Origin of the sequence: Cellulomonas sp. PSBB021, from assembly GCF_002240455.1 — a bacterium.
Taxonomy (GTDB): domain Bacteria; phylum Actinomycetota; class Actinomycetes; order Actinomycetales; family Cellulomonadaceae; genus Cellulomonas; species Cellulomonas uda.
Map to the genome: position 1 here is coordinate 1,007,040 of NZ_CP021430.1, position 19,140 is coordinate 1,026,179.

Genomic DNA, 19,140 nt, shown 5'->3' on the forward strand with positions numbered 1-19,140 from the left:
CCGAAGGAACCCCCGTGCTGCGCATCGCCGTCCCCAACAAGGGCTCGCTGTCCGAGCCCGCCGTCGAGATGCTGCGCGAGGCGGGCTACCGCCAGCGCCGCGACTCGCGCGAGCTCGTCCTGCCCGACCCGGACAACGACGTCGAGTTCTTCTTCCTGCGCCCGCGGGACATCGCGGTGTACGTGGGCGCAGGGACGGTCGACGTCGGCATCACCGGCCGCGACCTGCTGCTGGACTCCGAGTCGGCGGCGGTCGAGCACCTCGGGCTCGGCTTCGCGCGCTCGACGTTCCGGTTCGCGACGACCGCGGGCGCGATGAGCGACATCGCGCAGATCGCGGGCAAGCGCGTCGCCACCTCGTACCCGGTGCTCGTGCGCAGCACGCTCGCGCAGCGCGGTGTCACCCCGAGCGGCGTCGTGCGGCTGGACGGCGCGGTGGAGAGCGCGATCCGCCTGGGCGTCGCGGACGTCATCGCGGACGTCGTCGAGACCGGCTCGACCCTGCGTGCCGCGGGGCTCGAGGTGTTCGGTGAGGCGCTGCTGCACTCCGAGGCCGTGCTCGTGCGCCGCTCGGACGTCGAGGCTCCCGCGGGGCTCGAGGTGCTCACGCGGCGGCTGCAGGGCGTGCTGACCGCGCGCCAGTACGTGCTCATGGACTACGACTGCCCGATCGACCTCGTCGACCAGGCCGTCGCGATCACGCCGGGCCTCGAGTCCCCGACCGTCGCCCCGCTGCACAACCGCGAGTGGGCGGCCGTGCGCGCGATGGTCCGACGCGACCAGACCAACCGCGTCATGGACCAGCTCTACGACCTGGGCGCGCGCGCGATCCTCGTCACGTCGATCCACGCCTGCAGGCTCTAGTGGACCTGACCCCGTTCCGGCCCCGGCTCGCGCGCACCGCGTCGCTGGTGCTCGCGGGAGTCGTCGTGACCGCGACGGTCGTACTCGTCGTCCTCATGCCCGGGCTGACGTCCCTCGACGTCGCGAGCTTCGCGGTGTTCGCGCTCGCGATCGTGTGGTTCTGCTGGCGCCAGGCGTCGGTCCGCGCGGTGCCCGACGAGGACGGCCTCACGGTCCGCAACCTGCTCGTCACCACGCGGCTCACGTGGGCGCAGGTCGTCGCCGTGCGGTTCGGGGACAGTCCCTGGGTCCAGCTCGACCTGGCGGACGGCGACACGCTCGCGGTGATGGGCATCCAGCGCGCGGACGGGGAGCTCGCGCGGGCGCAGGCGCGCCGCCTGGCGACCCTCGTCGCGGCGAGGACCCGCACCGACCGGGACGACTGAGCGCCGCCGCCCCGCGGCGGTCACACGAGCGTCGCCGCGTGCACGCCCGCGGCACCCGCCGCGAGGAACGCCGCGGGGTCCTGGTCGAGCCCGCGGCCCATGGTCGACAGACGCACGGGCGACGTGGCGAGCGCGCGACGCAGCGCGTCACCAGCCTCGACCTCCACCAGACGGTGCCGCCCGGCGGGAGCGACGAGGGACGCGGCCTGCTCGCGCACACGCGCGCCCAGCGGGCCGAGCGCCTCGTCGTCCGGGTCGAGGAGCGGTACGACGACGTCCGCGGGGCACAGGGCGACCCGGCCGTACGCGGTCAGCGAGTGGTGGGAGATCCCGAGGTGCCGCTCGCGCGGGTCCGCGCCCGACACGCGCAGCGACGCGACGGGACGGCCGCCGAGCACCGCGGCCGCGTTGACCGCCTCGCCCGCGGCGACGCCCGAGAAGCCCCACCGTGTGCCGGTGCCGAGGTTGCCGGGGCCCTGCACGACGACGGCGAGGTCCGCCCCGGCCACGTGGCGCGCGGCGAGGAGCGCGGTGTGCACGGACACGGCCTCGAGGTCGCCGCCGAAGGCCTGCCCGGCGGTGATGCACGTCGAGACCCAGCCGGCGTCGCGCAGCCCCGCCACCGCGCGCGAGAACCACGCGGGCAGCGCACCGCCGTCCGTCATGACGTACGCGACGCGCGGCGTCGGGCGGCCCAGCCGCGCGGCCTCGAGCCGGACGCCCGCGACGATCGCGGGCAGCGCGGAGTGCAGGTCCGCGACGACGACGGGCAGACCCTCGAGGTCGTCGGCGTCACGCATCGTGTCGTGGTGCTCGGACTCCTGGTCGTCGACCCCGAGCACCATCGCCTGCAGCGGCGTGTAGCGGGCCTTGACCAGGTGGCCGGCGGACGGTGCCGGCTCCACCGGCTGGCCGTCGGCGGGCGCGATGACCAGGGCGTACCCGCCCGTGCCGAGCCCGCGCGCGAGGGCCGAGACGTTGAGCCACACGCGCCGACCCGGGGCGATCTCGCCGACCAGCGCGGGGTAGGCGAGGGCCTTGACCCGCGCGGGCAGCGTCGGGTCCGCCCACGGTTGGTCCAGGGCGACGCTCAGCTCGGTGGCCCCCTGCCACGACGTACCGACCTGCTCGACGACACCGACGCGCCACGTGATCACGTCCGCAACGCTACCGGCCACTACGGTTGGACCCGATGCCCAGCCCGATCGACCCCGCCGAGCGCCTGCTCAACCTCCTCATCGCCCTCGTGAACTCGCGCGGACGCATGACGAAGGAGCAGGTGCGTGCCTCCGTCGCCGGCTACGCCGACGCACCGTCCGACGACGCCTTCGAGCGGATGTTCGAGCGGGACAAGGACACGCTGCGCGAGCTGGGGATCCCGCTCGTCACCGTCACGGACGCGGGGCACGGGGACGACATCGGCTACCGGATCGACCTGGAGGCGTACGCGCTCCCGCCGATCGACCTCACGGCGGCCGAGCTCGGCGTGCTCACGCTGGCCGCGCAGACGTGGCAGGACCGCACCATGCGGGGCGACACGTCGCGCGCGCTGACCAAGCTGCGCGCCGTGGGGCAGGGCCCCGGTGCGACCGACCTGGTCGCGGGGCTGGCGCCGCGCGTGCGCTCGGGCGGGAGCGTATTCGCCCCGCTGCTGGACGCCGCGCAGGCGCGGCAGGTGGTGCGCCTCACGTACCGCGCGGCGAGCACGGGCGAGGTGCGCGAGCGTCGCGTCGAGCCCTGGCAGCTCGTGGCGCGCCGGGGTGGCTGGGTGCTCGTCGGGTGGGACCAGGACCGGCAGGCGCCGCGCTCGTTCCGGCTGAGCCGCATCGAGGGCTCGGTCCGCGTGACGGGCGAGCCCGGCGCGTTCCCGCCGCCCGACCCGGACCTCGTCGACCGGGCGCTGGCCGCCTGGCGGGCCGGGCCGTCGCGGGTCGCGACGCTCGCCGTGCTGCCGGAGCGGGCCGAGGCGACGCGTGTGCGCGCGGTCGACGCCCCCGCGGGTGCCGTCGACTGGTCCGCCGACCCGCAGGTGGCGCCCGTGCTGGTGGGCCGCGACGTCGTGCACGTCGAGTACCGCAACGCGTGGGAGCTGGCCGAGGAGCTCGTCGGGTACGGCGACGCGGTGCTCGTGATCGACCCGCCGGAGGTGCGCGGGCACGTGCTCAGCCTGCTGCGCCGCGCGGCCGAGCTCGCCCCGGAGGTGACCCGTGGCTGAGCGCGCGAGCGACCGCGTCGTGCGGCTCCTGGGCATGATCGCGTTCCTCGACCGTCACGAGGGCGCGTCGGTCGACGAGCTCGCACGGCAGTTCGGCGTGTCGACCCAGCAGGTCATGGCGGACGTCGACACGCTGTGGGTGAGCGGGACGCCCGGCTACCTGCCGTACGACCTCATCGACTTCGACTTCTCGTCCTACCAGCGCGGCGTGGTGCGGCTCACCGAGTCCCGGGGCATGACGCGTCCTCTGCGGCTGTCCGCGCGCGAGGGCGTCGCCCTCGTCGCGGCGCTCCGCGCGCTCGACGCGGGGCTCGGCGGCGCGCTGGACGACGAGCGCGCGCAGGTGGTGCGCTCCGCGCTCGCCAAGCTCACCGCCGCCGTGGGCGACGCCGCCGGCACGGTCGACGTGTCCCTCACGCTCGCCGCCGCGCCCGCGGTGGCGTCCGCGCTCGCGACCGCGCTGCGCGAGGGCCGTCGGCTGCACGTGCGCTACGTCAACGCGGCCGACGTCGCCTCGGAGCGCGACGTCGACCCGATTCGCCTCGTGACCGACACGGACCGCTCGTACCTGCTCGGCTGGTGCCACGCGGTCGAGGGCGAGCGCCTCTTCCGCGTGGACCGCATCCTGTCCGCGCGGGTCCTCGACGTGCCCGCCGAGCAGCACCCCGTGCCGCCGGGCGGGGGAGAGTTCGTCCCGGGCGACGACGGCGCGCTCGTGACGCTGCACCTCACCAGCCACGGCCGGTGGGTCGCCGAGAGCACGCCCGTGCAGGAGGTGCGCAACCTCCCGGACGGCTCGTTCGAGATCGACCTGCGCATCGTGAGCCCCGCGTGGTTGCGGCACCTGGTGCTGCAGGCCGCCGACGACGTCCTCGACGTGCGTCCGGCGTCGGTCGCCGCCGACGTGGCGCAGGTCGCGCGGGCGGCGCTCGCCGCGTACGGCCCGCTCGCGGACCTGCCGGCGGACGCCCTCGTCCACGACGGGGGTGCCTGACGTGTGGTTCGCGCTGTGGTCGGTGCTCGTCGTCGGGACTCTCGTGGGCGCGTTCCTGCTGGCGCGGCGCCTGTGGCGCTCGCTCGTGTCGCTCGGTCGCGAGCTCGCCCGGGCCGGCGAGGTGACGTCCGAGCTCGCGGACCGGGCGGCCGAGCTGGCCGACCTCGCCGCGCAGCGGCGCGCGAGCACGGACCCGACGCTGTTCGCGGACCGCGACGAGCTGCGTGACGCCGTGCGCGGGCTGCGCCGGGAGCGTGCGCACCGGCGCGAGGAGCGGGCACGTCGGCACGCCGAGGTCGCGCGGGGCTGGCGCACGTACTGGACCTGATCCCGACGGGACCTGATCCGGCTCGACCTGATCCCGGCGCGGCGGCGGTTAGGATCGCCTGGTCGCATCGTCCGTCGAGGGGCTGTCATGGGTAGGAATGCACTGCAGGGCTGGCACATCGTCGTCCTGGTCGTGGTGATCCTGCTCCTGTTCGGGGCGAAGCGACTGCCCGACCTGGCGAAGAGCGTCGGCCAGTCGATGAAGATCTTCAAGCGCGAGATGAAGGACCTCACGACGGACGCCCCGGCGCCGGTTCCCCCCGCCTCGCCGTCGACCGCCCCGGCGGCGCCGCCCGTCACGCAGGCGGAACCGCCCGTCGGTCAGCCGCCGGTACAGCCGTCCGCGCAGCCGCACGTGGCACCCGAGCCGTCCGCCCCGGCGCCGCAGGACCGGCCGGGCGAGAGCGGCCCGAGCACGTCCGCCTGAGAGCCGCGTGTCCACCGATCGCCGCGGTTCCGCCCCCGGCGGGCGGATGCCGCTGCGCCAGCACCTGCTGGAGCTGCGTCGTCGGCTGTTCTTCGCCGCGCTCGGCCTCGTCGTCGGCGCGGTCGCAGGCTGGTTCCTCTACGACCCGGTGCTCAGCCTGCTCCAGCAGCCGCTGCGGGACGTCGCGCAGGAGCGCGACTCGGTCGTCGCGCTGAACTTCGCGGGCGTCGCGACGTCGTTCGACATGAAGATCAAGGTCTCGCTGTTCCTCGGCGTGTTCGTCTCCAGCCCGTGGTGGCTGTACCAGCTGTGGGCGTTCGTGACGCCCGGCCTCACGCGCAAGGAGCGGCACTACGCGGTCGGCTTCCTCGCCGCCGCCGTCCCGCTGTTCCTCGCGGGCGCGGCGCTCGCGTTCTGGGCCCTGCCCAACGCGGTGCGGCTGCTGACGGAGTTCACCCCGGACGACGCGACCAACCTCATCGACGCGCAGACGTACCTCAGCTTCGTCATGCGGCTGCTGCTCGCGTTCGGTCTCGCGTTCCTGCTGCCGGTCCTCATGGTCGCGCTCAACTTCGCCGGCATCGGGCGCGCCGCGACATGGCGCCGCGGGTGGCGGTGGGCGGTCGTCGTCGCGTTCACGTTCGCGGCCGTCATGACGCCGACGCCCGACGCGCTCACGATGATCGCGGTCGCGCTGCCGATCTGCGCGCTGTACTTCGTCGCCCTCGGCGTCTGCACGCTGCACGACCGCCGCGTCGACCGCAGGCGCGTCGCGCAGGGCCTGCCGACGCTCGACGGGACGCTCCCGTCCGGACCGGGGTCGCCCGCGTGACCGCCCGGGTCGGGCTGGTCGTCAACCCGACCGCGGGCAAGGGACGGGGCGCCACGGCCGGACGGGAGGCTCACGCGCGTCTGCGCGCGCTCGGGCTGGACGTGGCGGACCTCTCGGCACCGACTCTCGCGCAGGCGACGGACCGGGCGCGCGCGGCCGCGATCGCGGGTCTCGACGCGGTCGTCGTCGTGGGGGGTGACGGCATGGTGCACCTCGGCGCGAACGTCGTCGCGGGGACGGACGTCCCGCTCGGCATCGTCGCGGCCGGCACCGGCAACGACGTCGCGCGCACCCTCGGGCTGCCACGCGCGGACGTCGCCGCGTCGGTCGAGGCGATCGGCCGCGCGCTGCGGGGCACCCCGCGGTGCGTCGACGCGGTGCGCGTCGGACCGCCGGGCACGTCGGCGCGCGAGTGGTACGTCGGCGTGCTGTCGTGCGGCCTGGACGCCGCGGTGAACGCACGCGCGAACGGGTACACGTGGCCGTGCGGGGAGAGCCGGTACGTGCGCGCGCTCCTCGCGGAGGTCGGCCGGTACCGGCCGTTCGGCTACCGCGTGACGTACGACGGCCAGGTGTGGGAGTCGGGCAGCCCCGTCGTCGCGGTCGCGAACTGCGGATGGTTCGGCGGCGGCGTGCGGATCGCCCCCGACGCGCGCGTCGACGACGGCCTGCTCGACGTCGTGGTCGCCGGACCGCTCGCGCGCCCGGGCGTCCTGCGGGTCCTGCCGTCGGTCTACCGCGGCACGCACCTCGCGCACCCGGCCGTGCAGGTCCTGCGCGCGCGCAGCGTGCTGGTCGAGCCGGTGGCCGCGCTCGGGGCGCCGCCGCCGCCGGCGTTCGCGGACGGCGAGCGCGTCGGACCGCTCCCGCTGCAGCTCGACGTGGTCCCCGGCGCGCTGCGGGTGCTCGCCTGAGGGCGTGCCGCAGTGCCTAGGGTGGTGGCGTGCCCTCCCGTTCCCGTCACCGCAGGCAGAGCGTCGCGGACGCCGGCGCGTCCGCCCCGGCCCCGACGTCCGCACCGCGCGAGCCCGACGAGCCGTCGCCCGCCGAGCGCTACGCGGCGTCGCGCCGTCGCGCGCACGACGAGGCGAGCGAGCTCGCGCAGTTCCGCGAGCTGATCGGCTTCCAGCTGGACGACTTCCAGCTCGAGTCGTGCCGTGCGCTCGAGCGCGGCAGCGGTGTGCTGGTGGCCGCGCCGACCGGTGCGGGCAAGACCGTCGTCGGGGAGTTCGCCGTCCACCTCGCGCTGCGCGCGGGCCGCAAGGCGTTCTACACGACGCCCATCAAGGCGCTGTCGAACCAGAAGTACAACGACCTGGTCCGCCGCTACGGCCCGGACCGGGTGGGCCTGCTGACGGGTGACACCACGATCAACTCCGAGGCGCCGGTCGTCGTCATGACCACCGAGGTGCTCCGCAACATGCTGTACGCGGGCTCCGCGACGCTCGTCGGGCTCGGCTTCGTCGTGATGGACGAGGTGCACTACCTCGCCGACCGGTTCCGCGGACCGGTCTGGGAGGAGGTCATCATCCACCTGCCCGACGACGTGCAGCTCGTCTCGCTCTCCGCGACGGTGTCCAACGCCGAGGAGTTCGGCGACTGGCTCGCGATGGTGCGCGGCGACACCGCCGTGGTGGTGAGCGAGCACCGGCCGGTGCCCCTCGGCCAGCACGTGCTGGTACGCGACGAGCTGCTCGAGCTGTACGCCGGGCACGTGGACCCGACGGACCCGGGCGTGGACCCCCCGATCAACCCGGACCTGCGGCGCCTGCTGTCCACCCGGTCGCCCGACGAGCGCCGCGGTCCGGGGGACCGCGGCTACCGGGGGCGTGGCGGGCACCGACCGGGCGGCGGGCGGCCCGCCGGCGTGGGCGTACGGCCCGTGCCGCGGTTCGCGATGGTCGACCTGCTCGACCGTGAGGGGCTGCTGCCCGCGATCGTGTTCATCTTCTCCCGCGCCGGGTGCGAGGCGGCGGTGCAGCAGTGCCTCGCGGCGGGTGTGCGGCTGACGACACCGGCCGAGCAGGCCGAGATCCGGCAGGTGGTCGAGGAGCGCTGCGCGGCCGTGCCTCCGGAGGACCTCGACGTCCTGGGCTACTGGCAGCTCGCCGACGCGCTCAGCCGCGGCGTCGCGGCGCACCACGCGGGCATGCTGCCGCTGTTCAAGGAGACCGTCGAGGAGCTGTTCTCGCGCGGGCTGGTGAAGGTCGTGTTCGCGACGGAGACGCTGGCGCTCGGCATCAACATGCCGGCGCGGTCCGTCGTGCTCGAGAAGCTCGTCAAGTGGGACGGCTCGCGGCACGTCGACATCACGCCGGGGGAGTACACGCAGCTCACGGGTCGTGCGGGACGTCGCGGCATCGACGTCGAGGGGCACGCGGTCGTCGTGGCCCATCAGGGGCTGGACCCCGTGCAGCTCGCGGGTCTCGCGTCCAAGCGTCTGTACCCGCTGCGCTCCAGCTTCCGGCCCACGTACAACATGGCCGTCAACCTCGTCGCGCAGGTCGGCCGGGAACGGGCGCGCGAGGTGCTCGAGACGTCCTTCGCGCAGTTCCAGGCGGACCGCGGGGTCGTCGGCCTCGCGCGGCAGGCGCAGGCGCACACCGAGGCGCTCGAGGGGTACGCCGAGGCGATGCGGTGCCACCTCGGGGACTTCGCCGAGTACGCCGCGCTGCGCCGGGAGATCTCGCGTGCGGAGAAGGACGCCACCCGCCAGGAGACGGGGGCACGGCGGGCACGCGCGGTCGCGTCGCTCGAGGGTCTGCGGCCCGGCGACGTGCTGGAGGTGCCCACCGGACGGCGCAGCGGGTTCGTCGTGGTCGTCGACCCCGGCCGCGCCGGCGGGTTCGACGGGCCACGCCCGACCGTCCTGACGACGGACCGGCAGGTGCAACGGCTCACGGCGGCCGACGTGGGTGGGGGCGCGCGCACCGTCGGCCACGTGCGCGTGCCGCGCGACCTCAACGTGCGCGTGCCTGCCGCGCGTCGGGACCTCGCCGCCCGGCTGCGTGCCGCGGTCGAGGACGTCGCGCCCCAGCGCGCGGCCCGCACCCGCCGCCCGTCCCCGGCCCAGGAGGACGCGCACGTGGCCGAGCTGCGACGACGGCTGCGCGCGCACCCGTGCCACGCGTGCCCCGACCGCGAGGACCACGCGCGGTGGGCCGAGCGCTGGTCCCGGCTCTCGTCCGAGCACGACGCGCTCGTCGGGCGGATCCAGGGCCGCACCGGCTCGATCTCGGCGGTCTTCGACCGCACCTGCGACGTGCTCGTGACGCTCGGCTACCTCGAGCCGGCCGACGACCCCGCGCAGGACCCGTCGGGCGCGGCCCGGCGCGGGCTGGCGGTCACGGCCGACGGTCGCTGGCTGCGTCGCCTGTACGCCGAGAACGACCTGCTGCTCGCCGAGTGCCTGCGTCGAGGCGTGTGGGACGAGCTCGACCCGCCCGCCCTCGCGGCGGCGGTCTCGACGCTCGTGTACCGCTCGCGCCGCGACGAGGACGCCGAGCCGCGCGTCCCCGGCGGCCCGCGGTCGCGCCTGGGTGTCGCGCTCGAGGGCACCGTGCGGGCGTGGTCCGAGCTCGACGACCTCGAGACGGCACACCGGCTGGAGACCATCCAGCCGCTCGACATGGGTCTCGTCGAGGCCGTCCACCGGTGGGCGGCCGGCCGCAGCCTCGACGCGGTGCTGCGGGGCGGGGACCTGACGGCCGGAGACTTCGTGCGGTGGTGCAAGCAGGTGATCGACGTGCTCGACCAGCTCTCGCAGGCCGCCCCGCACGCGCGGCTGCGGGCGACCGCCGACCGTGCGGTGGACGCGTTGCGCCGCGGGGTGGTCGCCTACTCGTCGGTGTGACGCCCCCGGCGTGCCCTATCGTGCGCGTGTGAGCTCCACCCTCTACCGCGGCGGCGTCGTGCACTCGCCCGCCGACCCGTTCGCCGAGGCCGTGCTCGTCGAGGACGGCACCGTCGCGTGGCTCGGGGCCGACGACACCGCCGCCGGTTTCGCGTCCCGCGCCGACGAGGTCGTCGACCTCGACGGCGCGCTCGTCACGCCCGGCTTCGTGGACGCGCACGTCCACGTGCTCGAGACCGGTCTCGCGCTCGAGTCCGTCGACCTGAGCGGCACGCGCTCGCTCGACGAGGCCCTCGACGCGCTGCGCCGCGCGGCGGACGCGCACGACGACCGCGACGAGGTGCTGCTGGGCTTCGGGTGGGACGAGACCGCCTGGGCGGAGGGCCGCGCGCCGACCGCTGCGGAGGTCGACGCCGCCGCCGGCGGTCGTGCGGTGTACCTCGGACGCGCCGACCTGCACAGCGCGGTGGTCTCCACCGGGTTCGCGCGGCGGCTTGCGCTCGACACGCTCCCGGGCTGGTCCGCAAACGGTCGCGTGGAGGGCGAGGCCCACCACGTGGCCCGCGACGCCGCGCGCGACGTGGACCCGGCGCGCCGCACACGCCTGTACCGACGCGCACTGACGGAGGCCGCCGCGCGCGGCGTCGTGTCGGTGCACGAGCACTCCGCGCCGCACATCGACACGCGCGCGGGGCTGGTCGAGCTCCTCGAGCTCACGCGTGACGCCGAGGGCGGGCTGCCGCACCTCGTCGGCTACCGCGGGGAGGCGTGCGTGACGGTCGACGACGCGCGCGAGCTGCTCGCCACGATCCCGGGGCTCACCGGGATCGGGGGAGACCTCAACGTCGACGGCTCGATCGGGTCGCGGACCGCGGCGCTGCGCGCACCGTACGCGGACGCCCCGGGTGACGGCGTGCTGCACCTGACGGCCGAGCGCATCGCGAACCACATCACGGCCGCGTCCCGCGCGGGCGTGCAGGCGGGGTTCCACGTCATCGGGGACCGCGCCATGGACGAGCTCCTGATCGGGCTGCGCGCCGCGGTCGACGTCGACGGCCCGGCCGCGGTCGCGCGCACCGGTGTGCGGGTCGAGCACGCGGAGATGGTCGACGCGCCCACGCTCGCGGCGCTCGTGCTCCTGGGGGTGCGGCTGTCCGTCCAGCCCGCGTTCGACGCGTGGTGGGGCGGTGCGGACGGCATGTACGCCGCGCGTCTCGGGGCCGGCCGTGCGGCGGCCCTGAACCCGCTGGCGGACCTGGCGAGCGCGGGGGTGCCGCTCGCGTTCGGCTCGGACTCGCCCGTGACGCCCGTCGACGGGTGGGCGGCGGTACGCGCGGCCGTGGAGCACCACGCGGTCGAGCAGCGGCTCTCGGCGCGCGCCGCGTTCCGCGCGGCGACCCGCGGGGGTTGGCGGCTCGCGGGGCACGACCAGGTGGGCGAGCTGCGGGTGGGCTCACCCGCGCACCTCGCGGTCTGGCGCGCCGAGCACCTCGCGGTGCAGGCGCCCGACGGGCGGCTGTCCGCATGGAACCCGGACGCCCAGGCGGGCACGCCGCTGCTGCCGCTCCTGGGTGCGGACGAGGAGCCGCCCCGCTGCCTGCGTACCGTGCGCGACGGGGTGGTCCTGTACGACACGCTGGCCTGAGGCCAGCCGGGGCGTGTGCGGCGACCGGGTGAAACCGGGCTGCGCGGAGGGTGGAATCTCCCGGTCGGTCGGCGGCCGAGGGGGTCACCCGTTCGGCGTAGCACGCGGGTCGACCACCGCGGGTGGCGCGACACGCGGGGCGACACGCCGGGCAACCTGCCCGGTCCACCCGAAATCCGGGCGTGCTGACCTGCGGCGAGTCCTCTGGCCTGCGCGGACGCCGGGGTTGACACCGTTCTCCAGCGCGGTAGTTTTCCGGTTGACCCGCCGACCAAGGGGATGCAGACGACGACGAGGTCCCGCCCTGGACGAGCCGACGACGCCCGTCCGGGGGACGCCTCTCGAGGCGGTTCGCTGGCTCCGACCGGGCCCGCGTGTTCAGTAGACAACGGTCATCGCGCCGCGGCGCACGACCGGTACGAAGGACACGCGGGCCGGTCGGTCGGCCGGCACGCAGGACGCGGGCGACAACGCACGCGGGCCCGACGTCCGTCGGGGCACCCGGTTCTCTCGCCTAGGCTGGCGCGGTGCCCGCCGCCGCCACCCCGCCGTCCCGCGTCTGGACGTTGCTGCTCGCCGTCGCCGGGGGGCTGCTCACGCGGGTCGCGTTCCCCGAGCCGGGCGTCTGGCCCGCCGCGTTCGGCGGCATCGCGTTGCTCTACCTCGCGCTGCGTCGCGACGGGGTCTGGTGGAACGCGCTCGTCGGTCTCGTGTGGGGGATGTCCTTCTACCCGGCGCTCATCACGTGGGCCGACGACGCGGTCGGTCCCGTGCCGTGGCTGGCGCTGTCGCTCGCGTGCGCGGCGTACGTGGCCGTGTTCGGCGCGGCCTGGACCTGGGCGCGCCGGGGCGAGGCCGTGTGGCGCAGCGTGTGGTGGCAGCTGCCCGTCTTCGTGGTCGTCTGGGTCGCGCTCGAGGAAGGCCTCGCCGCCTGGCCGTTCGGCGGGTTCCCGTGGGGCAGGCTCGCGTTCTCGCAGTCGGACTCGCCGCTCGTCGCGTTCGCCTCGCTCGGTGGCGTTCCCGCCCTCAGCGCGGTGACGGTCGGCGCGGGCGTGCTGCTCGGCATCAGCCTGGGCTCGCTGCGCCACGCCCGGCTCGTCCGGGCCGGCAGCGCGGGCCTGGCGGCGGTCCTGCTCGTCGTCCTGGGCGTCGCCATCCCGCTGCCGACCTCCGCTCAGAGCGGCGTGCTGCGCGTCGGCGCGGTGCAGGGGAACGTCCCGGGGCAGGGGCTCGACGCGTTCGGGCGGCGCGCGGTGGTGCTCGACAACCACGTGCGGGGGACCCACGCGCTGCTCGACCAGGTCGAGTCAGGGCAGCTCGACCTGGTGCTGTGGCCGGAGAACGGCACCGACATCGACCCGCAGGTCGACGAGGACGCCGCCGCAGCGATCGACGCCGCGGCGCAGGCCGTGGGTGCGCCCATGCTCGTCGGCACCGTCGAGTACCCGGACTCGGGCGGCCGCTACAACACCTCGGTCTTGTGGGAGCCCGGACAAGGTGTCGTCGCGTCCTACTCCAAGCAGCACCCGGCGCCGTTCGCCGAGTACATCCCGCTGCGGTCGGTGGCACGGATCTTCTCCGACGCCGTGGACCGCGTGACCCGCGACATGCTCCCGGGCACCCGGCCCGGCTTCGTCCCGCTCGAGTCCGAGCGCCTGGGGCGCACGGTCGGGATCGGTGACGTCATCTGCTTCGAGGTCGCGTACGACCCGCTCGTGCGGTCGGCGGTCCGCTCCGGCGGCGAGGTGCTCGTCGTGCAGACCAACAACGCGACGTTCGGCTGGTCCGACGAGTCGACCCAGCAGCTCGCGATGTCGCGCATCCGCGCCGTCGAGCACGGTCGGGCCACCGTGCAGATCTCCACGGTGGGTGTCAGCGCGGTCATCGAGCCCAACGGCGCGGTCACCCGGCGCACCGAGCTGTTCACGGCGGACCAGATGATCGCTAGCCTTCCGCTGCGCACGTCGCAGACCTGGGCGACGCGTCTGGGTGGGTGGCCGGCGTGGGTCATCGACGCCCTCGCGCTGGCCGCCGTGGTGTCCGGCGTCGTAGGAGCCGCGCGCCTGCGCGGCACGAACCGGGGGGAGCCCGCGTGAGTCCTCGAGTGCTCGTCGTCGTCCCGACGTACAACGAGAAGGAGTCGATCCCGGGCGCGCTCGCCCGGCTGCTGGAGCACGTGCCGGGCGCCGACGTGCTGGTGGTCGACGACGCATCGCCCGACGGCACCGGTCCGCTCGTCGAGCAGATCGCGGCCGACGAACGTGCGGCGGGCGTCGCGCGCACGGTCACGGTGCTGCACCGCTCCGGCAAGCAAGGGCTGGGCGCCGCGTACGTCGCGGGGTTCGGGTGGGCCCTCGAGCGCGACTACGACGTCGTGGTCGAGATGGACGCGGACGGCTCGCACCGCGCGCAGGACCTCCCCGCGTTGCTCGCCGCGGTCCCCGACGCGGACCTCGTGCTCGGGTCCCGCTGGGTGCCGGGTGGTGAGGTCGTCAACTGGCCGAAGAACCGCGAGGTGCTGTCCCGCGGCGCGAACACCTACACGCGCCTGCTGCTCGGTATCCCGGTGCACGACGCGACGGGCGGGTTCCGGGCCTACCGGGCGGACCTGCTGCGGGAGCTGCAGCTCGTCGACGTCGCATCGCGCGGCTACTGCTTCCAGATCGACATGACGCTGCGGTCCCTGCGCGCCGGGGCCCGCGTGGTCGAGGTGCCGATCACCTTCGTCGAGCGCGAGCTCGGCGCGTCCAAGATGAGCCGCGACATCGTCGTCGAGGCTCTGCTCAAGGTCACGGGGTGGGGGATGGCAGAACGCTCCCGCCAGGTGGCGGGAGCGTTCCGGAAGGTGACGGGCCGAGGCGTGGAGCACCCGGCGCGGCACTGACGCGGTCGCGGTCGGCGGGGGAGGCCGGCGAACCAGGCGCTGCTGGGATCAGGCCCTGCTGGGATCAGGCGCCGCTGGGATCAGGCGCTGCGGCGCAGCTTGCCCGCGCGGAGCAGGTCGAGGCGCTCGTCGAGCAGTTCCTCGAGCTCACCGATGGTGCGCCGCTCGAGGAGCATGTCCCAGTGCGTGCGCGGGGGCTTGGTGGCCTTCGCCTCCGGCTTGGACGCGTCGCGCAGGAGCGCCTCCGCGCCGCAGCGGCACTCCCAGACGACCGGGACGTCGGCCTCGACCGAGAACGGGAGGATGATCGTGTGGCCGTTGGGGCAGTCGTAGTGCGCCTGGAGACGAGGGGCGAAGTCGACGCCCTCCTCGGTCTCCATGCTCTGCGACCCGATGCGCATGCCGCGCAGGGACCTGTTCGCCATGGGTGTGACCTCCGTGCCGGATCGCGGCCGTCGAGTGTGGGTTTCCACCGACGTCAACGGTGGGGAGCTCTTCAGTGTTCCAGCGTGACGTGAAGGCTTCGTGAACGCACGCGGAGCGGGCCGCACAGGCTCGCTCCGCCGGCAGTGACCTTCCCCACGCGGGCTCCCGTCCCCGGCCCGGCGCACCCCGACGTTACCCCTCGGGCCAGCCGCCCGGGTCCGGTTCGCCCGAGCAGCCGGACGGCGTCCAGGGGACCAGGACCGTGGGGCCGTGCGGGCCCACGGTCACGACCGCGGCGAGCGGCACCCCGGCGCGCTCCGCGGACCGCTCGAGCGCGGTCGACCACGTGAGCTGGTCGCACACGTCCTCGTCGGCGTCCCCGACGAGCGCGGCAACGACGGACCCGCCCACCGCGTGGTGCTCGAGCAGCGACGCGAGGTCGTCGCACAGCAGGTCCGCGAAGCCGGCGTCGGGTGCGAGCGGTCGGTCGCTGATGGCCAGCACGAACGGCAGGAGCCGGTCGTCGGCGTCCAGCAGCACGCACCACAGCGCGGCGGGGCCGCGCGACTCGGGTCCGACGAGCAGGCGCAGCACGCGCGACGCCTCGGTGGGGGAGCGGATCGGGGTGCCGGCCAGCCCGGCGAGGTCGGCGAGGTCGTCGTCGGGACCGTGCGCGTCCCAGTGTCGTGGCGTCATGCGGGCCACGGTGCCCGCCCGCGAGCGCCCGCGGGCCGTGGCCGGCGCCCGCTGTGGACGAGGCGCGTCCGGGAACGGCTGGGGTCGGGTCGCGAGCGGTCGTGCCGGAGCAGCCGGACGACGAGGGGTGCGTTCACGTGCACGCGGCGTCGGAATCGTTTCGGGAGGGAGCGCGCTTCCCGACGAGGCTTGCGGTCCGTCGTGCGCCCTCCCGTACGTTCGGGACATGCGACGGACGGCGACGAACCGTGCACGTCCCTCGACGACGGGGGCCGCGCTCGGCGTGGCGGGCGCCCTCGCGGCGGCAGGGCTGGTCGCGAGCCCGGCGGCGGCGGTCACCGGCTGCACGGCCGCCTACACGGTCACCAGCCAGTGGTCGGGCGGGTTCGGCGCCGAGGTCGTCGTCAGGAACCTCGGGGACGCGGTCACGGGCTGGACCGTCGCGTGGACGTTCGCCGACGGTCAGACCGTCAGCCAGGCGTGGAACGCGACGGTCACCCAGTCGGGGAGCACGGCCACGGCCCGCAACGTCGACTGGAACGCCGCTCTCGCGGCGGGTGGCTCGGCGTCGTTCGGCTTCATCGGCTCGTGGCAGTCCGCGAACCGCGTCCCGACGAGCGTGTCGCTGAACGGGACGGCGTGCACCGGCGGCGTCGCACCGACGAGCGAGCCGACGAGCACCCCGTCACCGACGGCATCCAGCACGCCCTCGGTGACGCCGAGCGCAACGCCGACCCCGACACCCACGCCCACGCCCACGCCCACCGTCCCGCCTGCCGGCGCCTGGCAGGCGGAGCGGCTCGACCGCGGCGTCATCAGCGTCCGCTCCGGCAGCGGCAACCTCGTCCAGTGGCGGCTGCTCGGCACCGACCCCCGTGACGTCGCGTTCCACGTCTACCGCGACGGCACACGGCTGACCTCGTCACCGCTGACGACCACCACGAGCTACCTGGACGCGGGCGCGTCGTCGTCCGCGCGCTACACGGTCCGCGCGGTCGTCGGCGGCAGCGAGCAGGCGTCCTCGGCGGCGAGCCTGACGTTCGCGAACGGCTACCTCGACGTGCCGATCTCCAAGCCGGGGAGCGACTACACCGCGAACGACGCGAGCGTCGGCGACCTCGACGGCGACGGGGACCTCGACCTCGTCCTGAAGTGGGACCCGACGAACGCGAAGGACAACTCGCAGTCGGGCGTCACGGGGAACGTGTACCTCGACGGCTACCGGCTCGACGGGACGCGGCTGTGGCGCATCGACCTGGGCCGGAACATCCGGGCCGGTGCGCACTACACGCAGTTCCAGGTCTACGACTTCGACGGTGACGGGGGAGCCGAGGTCGCGGTCAAGACCGCCGACGGCACGCGCTCGGGCACGGGGCAGGTGATCGGCGACGCGAACGCCGACCACCGCAACTCCTCGGGCTACGTCCTGTCCGGGCCCGAGTACCTCACCGTGTTCGAGGGCTCCGACGGGCGGATCGGCGCCACGACGTCGTACGTCCCGGCGCGCGGCACGGTCTCGAGCTGGGGCGACTCGTACGGGAACCGGGTCGACCGGTTCCTCGCCGGCACGGCGTACCTGGACGGCGTCCGCCCGTCGATCATCATGGCGCGCGGGTACTACACGCGGGCCGTCGTCGTCGCGTGGGACTACCGCGGCGGGGCGCTGACGCGCCGGTGGACGTTCGACTCGAACAGCTCGAGCAGCGGCAACGCGTCGGTCGCCGGGCAGGGCAACCACGCGCTCGCGGTGGCGGACGTCGACTCCGACGGGCGCCAGGAGGTCCTCTACGGCGCCGCGGCGATCGACGACGACGGTCGGTTCCTGTGGAGCAACGGCACCGGTCACGGCGACGCCGGGCACGTGGGCGACCTGATCCCCAGCAGGCCGGGGCTCGAGTACTACAAGGTCACCGAGTCCACCTCGCAGCCCGACTCGTGGATGGCCGACGCCCGCACCGGGCAGCTGCTCTGGCGCACGAGCGCGACCACCGACAACGGGCGCGGGGTGTCCGACGACGTGTGGGCCGGCTCGCCCGGCGCGGAGTCCTGGTCGTCGGCCGACTCCCAGCTCCGCAGCACGTCCGGGCAGGAGATCGGCCGCAAGCCCTCGTCGACGAACTTCCTCGCCTGGTGGGACGGTGACCCGGTCCGCGAGCTGCTCGACCAGACGCGCGTCGACAAGTACGGCCCGAGCGGCGACACGCGGCTGCTCACGGCCTCGGGCGTGCACTCGAACAACGGCACGAAGGCCACGCCGTCGCTGTCCGGCGACCTGCTGGGGGACTGGCGCGAGGAGGTGGTCTGGCCGACGAGCGACGACTCCGCGCTGCGCATCTACGCGACGCCGATCGCGACGAGCCTGCGTCTGCCGACGCTGCTGCACGACCAGACGTACCGGGTCGCGATCGCGTGGCAGAACACCGCGTACAACCAGCCGCCGCACACCGGGTTCTTCCTCGGGGACGGGTTCACCGCTCCCGCCTGGCCGGCGGTCTGGACGCCCTGAGCGTCAGCGCGCCGCGAGCGCGCTGCGGAACGCCGCGACCGCCGGGTCCGGCACCGTGGTCGCGTCGTCCGCGTCGTCCTCGTCGTCCAGGAAGACGGCGACGAGCGTCGCGTCCGGGTCGGAGTCGAGGCTCGGCAGGTACGTGTCGCGCCACGTCCACAGGTTCGGGTGCTGGTAGACGTCGCACGCCTCGGCCGGTGCGAGCATCGTGACCGCGCGCTCGAGCCCGGCGCGGGTGAGCCGGTAGGCCGCGGTGCCTCGCGCGTGCCCGACGACGTGCGCGACGACGACGCCCGGCAGCATGTGCTCGCGGGAGTTCACGAGCGGGAAGTGCTCGGGCCGCGGCGAGGGTGCGTCCGACGGAACGAGGCCGACCCCGTGCGCGCGCGGCCGCCGCCAGCCGTCGATCGTGAGCTCGAACGCGTCGCGTGCCGCCGTGATCTCGTCCGCGGTGACCCATCGCATGCCGAGCACCCTGACACGGTGAGCGGGACCGGCTCAACGGCTTTGCGGTCCGGTCGCTCAGCCCTTGAGGCTCCCGATGCGGATGTGGTTGCCGAACGGGTCACGGATGCCGAAGTCCCGGCCGTAGGGCTGGTCCATGGGCTCCTGCGTGACGTCGACGCCGGCCGCGGCCAGCCGTTCGAACGTGCCGTCGACATCGGCGGTCTCGAACGCGAGCCAGCCCCCGCCCGCGCCCTTGGTCACCAGGTCGCGCACCTGCTCGGCCGTCTGCTCGTCGTGCGCGGGCGGGCCGGGGCGCTCGAGCAGGATCTCCTTGCGGTCGCCGGGCACCCGGACGGTGAGCCAGCGCATCGGGCCGAAGTCGACGTCCGCACCGACCTCGAGGCCGAGCACGTCGACGTAGAACGCGAGCGCCGCGTCATCGCCCAGGTCCCCGACCCGGGCTCGGGTCCGCCCGTCGTGCGCGTGCGGTAGTCGTCCCGCGCGCGGAGCAGCCGCCGGTTGACGTCCTCGCTGTCCCGCGTCATGCGGTCCCGTGACACCACGGCCGGGTGTCGAACACCCGTTCGACACCCGGCGTGC

The 19,140-nt window shown here is 74.9% G+C and carries 18 protein-coding genes; 13 read left to right on the plus strand and 5 right to left on the minus strand.

Features of this window, described 5'->3' with window-relative positions; translation table 11 throughout:
* Window positions 1-14 precede the first annotated feature (14 nt).
* Together hisG and CBP52_RS04520 are read left to right on the plus strand one after the other, a co-directional pair.
* Window positions 15-863 carry an ATP phosphoribosyltransferase gene (gene hisG / locus CBP52_RS04515; protein WP_094180001.1) on the plus strand — a complete coding sequence of 283 codons (849 nt, stop codon included), beginning with the start codon at window positions 15-17 and terminating at the stop codon, window positions 861-863.
* Window positions 863-1,288 (plus strand): PH domain-containing protein, encoded by a 426-nt coding sequence (locus CBP52_RS04520; protein ID WP_369826293.1) that lies wholly within the window; start codon window positions 863-865, stop codon window positions 1,286-1,288. Before hisG ends, CBP52_RS04520 begins: the two co-directional genes overlap by 1 nt.
* A gap of 20 nt (window positions 1,289-1,308) precedes the next feature.
* Here the strand turns inward: CBP52_RS04520 and CBP52_RS04525 are convergent, their stop codons facing one another.
* Window positions 1,309-2,445, minus strand: a complete 1,137-nt coding sequence (locus CBP52_RS04525; RefSeq protein ID WP_094180002.1) for a DUF3866 family protein — start codon at window positions 2,443-2,445, stop codon at window positions 1,309-1,311.
* A gap of 35 nt (window positions 2,446-2,480) precedes the next feature.
* On the opposite strand from CBP52_RS04525, the gene CBP52_RS04530 reads away from it, so the two are divergent.
* The 10 genes from CBP52_RS04530 to CBP52_RS04575 all read left to right on the plus strand — a co-directional run bounded on the left by CBP52_RS04530 (window position 2,481) and on the right by CBP52_RS04575 (window position 14,465).
* Complete coding sequence (locus CBP52_RS04530) at window positions 2,481-3,503, plus strand: YafY family protein (protein WP_094180003.1); 1,023 nt, start codon at window positions 2,481-2,483, stop codon at window positions 3,501-3,503.
* Window positions 3,496-4,497, plus strand: a complete 1,002-nt coding sequence (locus tag CBP52_RS04535) for a YafY family protein (protein WP_094180004.1) — start codon at window positions 3,496-3,498, stop codon at window positions 4,495-4,497. The genes CBP52_RS04530 and CBP52_RS04535 overlap by 8 nt, the downstream gene beginning before the upstream one ends.
* Window positions 4,490-4,825: a hypothetical protein gene (locus tag CBP52_RS04540; RefSeq protein WP_232514653.1), complete on the plus strand. Its 336-nt coding sequence runs from the start codon at window positions 4,490-4,492 to the stop codon at window positions 4,823-4,825. The genes CBP52_RS04535 and CBP52_RS04540 overlap by 8 nt, the downstream gene beginning before the upstream one ends.
* 87 nt (window positions 4,826-4,912) lie before the next feature.
* Window positions 4,913-5,251: a Sec-independent protein translocase subunit TatA gene (gene tatA / locus CBP52_RS04545; protein ID WP_094180006.1), complete on the plus strand. Its 339-nt coding sequence runs from the start codon at window positions 4,913-4,915 to the stop codon at window positions 5,249-5,251.
* A 46-nt stretch (window positions 5,252-5,297) separates the two neighbouring features.
* Window positions 5,298-6,083 carry a twin-arginine translocase subunit TatC gene (tatC, locus tag CBP52_RS04550; protein ID WP_094180007.1) on the plus strand — a complete coding sequence of 262 codons (786 nt, stop codon included), beginning with the start codon at window positions 5,298-5,300 and terminating at the stop codon, window positions 6,081-6,083.
* Complete coding sequence (locus tag CBP52_RS04555; RefSeq protein ID WP_094180008.1) at window positions 6,080-6,997, plus strand: diacylglycerol kinase family protein; 918 nt, start codon at window positions 6,080-6,082, stop codon at window positions 6,995-6,997. The genes tatC and CBP52_RS04555 overlap by 4 nt, the downstream gene beginning before the upstream one ends.
* A 29-nt stretch (window positions 6,998-7,026) precedes the next feature.
* A complete protein-coding gene (locus tag CBP52_RS04560) occupies window positions 7,027-9,936 on the plus strand; it encodes an RNA helicase (protein ID WP_094180009.1) in 2,910 nt (969 codons plus the stop codon).
* 28 nt (window positions 9,937-9,964) lie between these two features.
* Complete coding sequence (locus CBP52_RS04565; RefSeq protein ID WP_094180010.1) at window positions 9,965-11,581, plus strand: amidohydrolase; 1,617 nt, start codon at window positions 9,965-9,967, stop codon at window positions 11,579-11,581.
* Window positions 11,582-12,108: 527 nt separating this feature from the next.
* Window positions 12,109-13,677, plus strand: a complete 1,569-nt coding sequence (gene lnt / locus CBP52_RS04570; protein ID WP_094180011.1) for an apolipoprotein N-acyltransferase — start codon at window positions 12,109-12,111, stop codon at window positions 13,675-13,677.
* Window positions 13,674-14,465 (plus strand): polyprenol monophosphomannose synthase, encoded by a 792-nt coding sequence (locus CBP52_RS04575; protein WP_094180012.1) that lies wholly within the window; start codon window positions 13,674-13,676, stop codon window positions 14,463-14,465. The genes lnt and CBP52_RS04575 overlap by 4 nt, the downstream gene beginning before the upstream one ends.
* An 80-nt stretch (window positions 14,466-14,545) precedes the next feature.
* Here CBP52_RS04575 and CBP52_RS04580 read toward each other — a convergent pair whose 3' ends face one another.
* Window positions 14,546-14,890, minus strand: coding sequence for an RNA polymerase-binding protein RbpA (locus CBP52_RS04580; RefSeq protein ID WP_048341874.1), 345 nt, complete (start codon window positions 14,888-14,890; stop codon window positions 14,546-14,548).
* A gap of 193 nt (window positions 14,891-15,083) precedes the next feature.
* A complete protein-coding gene (locus CBP52_RS04585) occupies window positions 15,084-15,587 on the minus strand; it encodes a hypothetical protein (protein WP_094180013.1) in 504 nt (167 codons plus the stop codon).
* Window positions 15,588-15,813: 226 nt separating this feature from the next.
* Here CBP52_RS04585 and CBP52_RS04590 point away from each other — a divergent pair, with 226 nt between their 5' ends.
* Entirely contained in the window at window positions 15,814-18,093 is a 2,280-nt protein-coding gene (locus CBP52_RS04590) for a cellulose binding domain-containing protein (RefSeq protein ID WP_094180014.1), read from the plus strand.
* A gap of 3 nt (window positions 18,094-18,096) precedes the next feature.
* Here CBP52_RS04590 and CBP52_RS04595 read toward each other — a convergent pair whose 3' ends face one another.
* Both CBP52_RS04595 and CBP52_RS04600 read right to left on the minus strand, forming a co-directional pair.
* Entirely contained in the window at window positions 18,097-18,558 is a 462-nt protein-coding gene (locus tag CBP52_RS04595; RefSeq protein WP_094182149.1) for a hypothetical protein, read from the minus strand.
* A 57-nt stretch (window positions 18,559-18,615) separates the two neighbouring features.
* Window positions 18,616-19,131, minus strand: a complete 516-nt coding sequence (locus CBP52_RS04600; RefSeq protein ID WP_094180015.1) for a VOC family protein — start codon at window positions 19,129-19,131, stop codon at window positions 18,616-18,618.
* Between the last annotated feature and the right edge of the window lie 9 nt (window positions 19,132-19,140).

What these genes read in the sequence shown, in the direction of transcription:
- CBP52_RS04530 (WP_094180003.1), top strand. Translation starts at nt 2,481, where the DNA reads ATGCCCAGCCCGATCGACCCCGCCGAGCGCCTGCTCAACCTCCTCATC.
- tatA (WP_094180006.1), top strand. Translation starts at nt 4,913, where the DNA reads ATGGGTAGGAATGCACTGCAGGGCTGGCACATCGTCGTCCTGGTCGTG.
- tatC (WP_094180007.1), top strand. Translation starts at nt 5,298, where the DNA reads ATGCCGCTGCGCCAGCACCTGCTGGAGCTGCGTCGTCGGCTGTTCTTC.
- CBP52_RS04580 (WP_048341874.1), bottom strand. Translation starts at nt 14,890, where the DNA reads ATGGCGAACAGGTCCCTGCGCGGCATGCGCATCGGGTCGCAGAGCATG.
- CBP52_RS04585 (WP_094180013.1), bottom strand. Translation starts at nt 15,587, where the DNA reads ATGACGCCACGACACTGGGACGCGCACGGTCCCGACGACGACCTCGCC.
- CBP52_RS04590 (WP_094180014.1), top strand. Translation starts at nt 15,814, where the DNA reads ATGCGACGGACGGCGACGAACCGTGCACGTCCCTCGACGACGGGGGCC.
- CBP52_RS04595 (WP_094182149.1), bottom strand. Translation starts at nt 18,558, where the DNA reads ATGCGATGGGTCACCGCGGACGAGATCACGGCGGCACGCGACGCGTTC.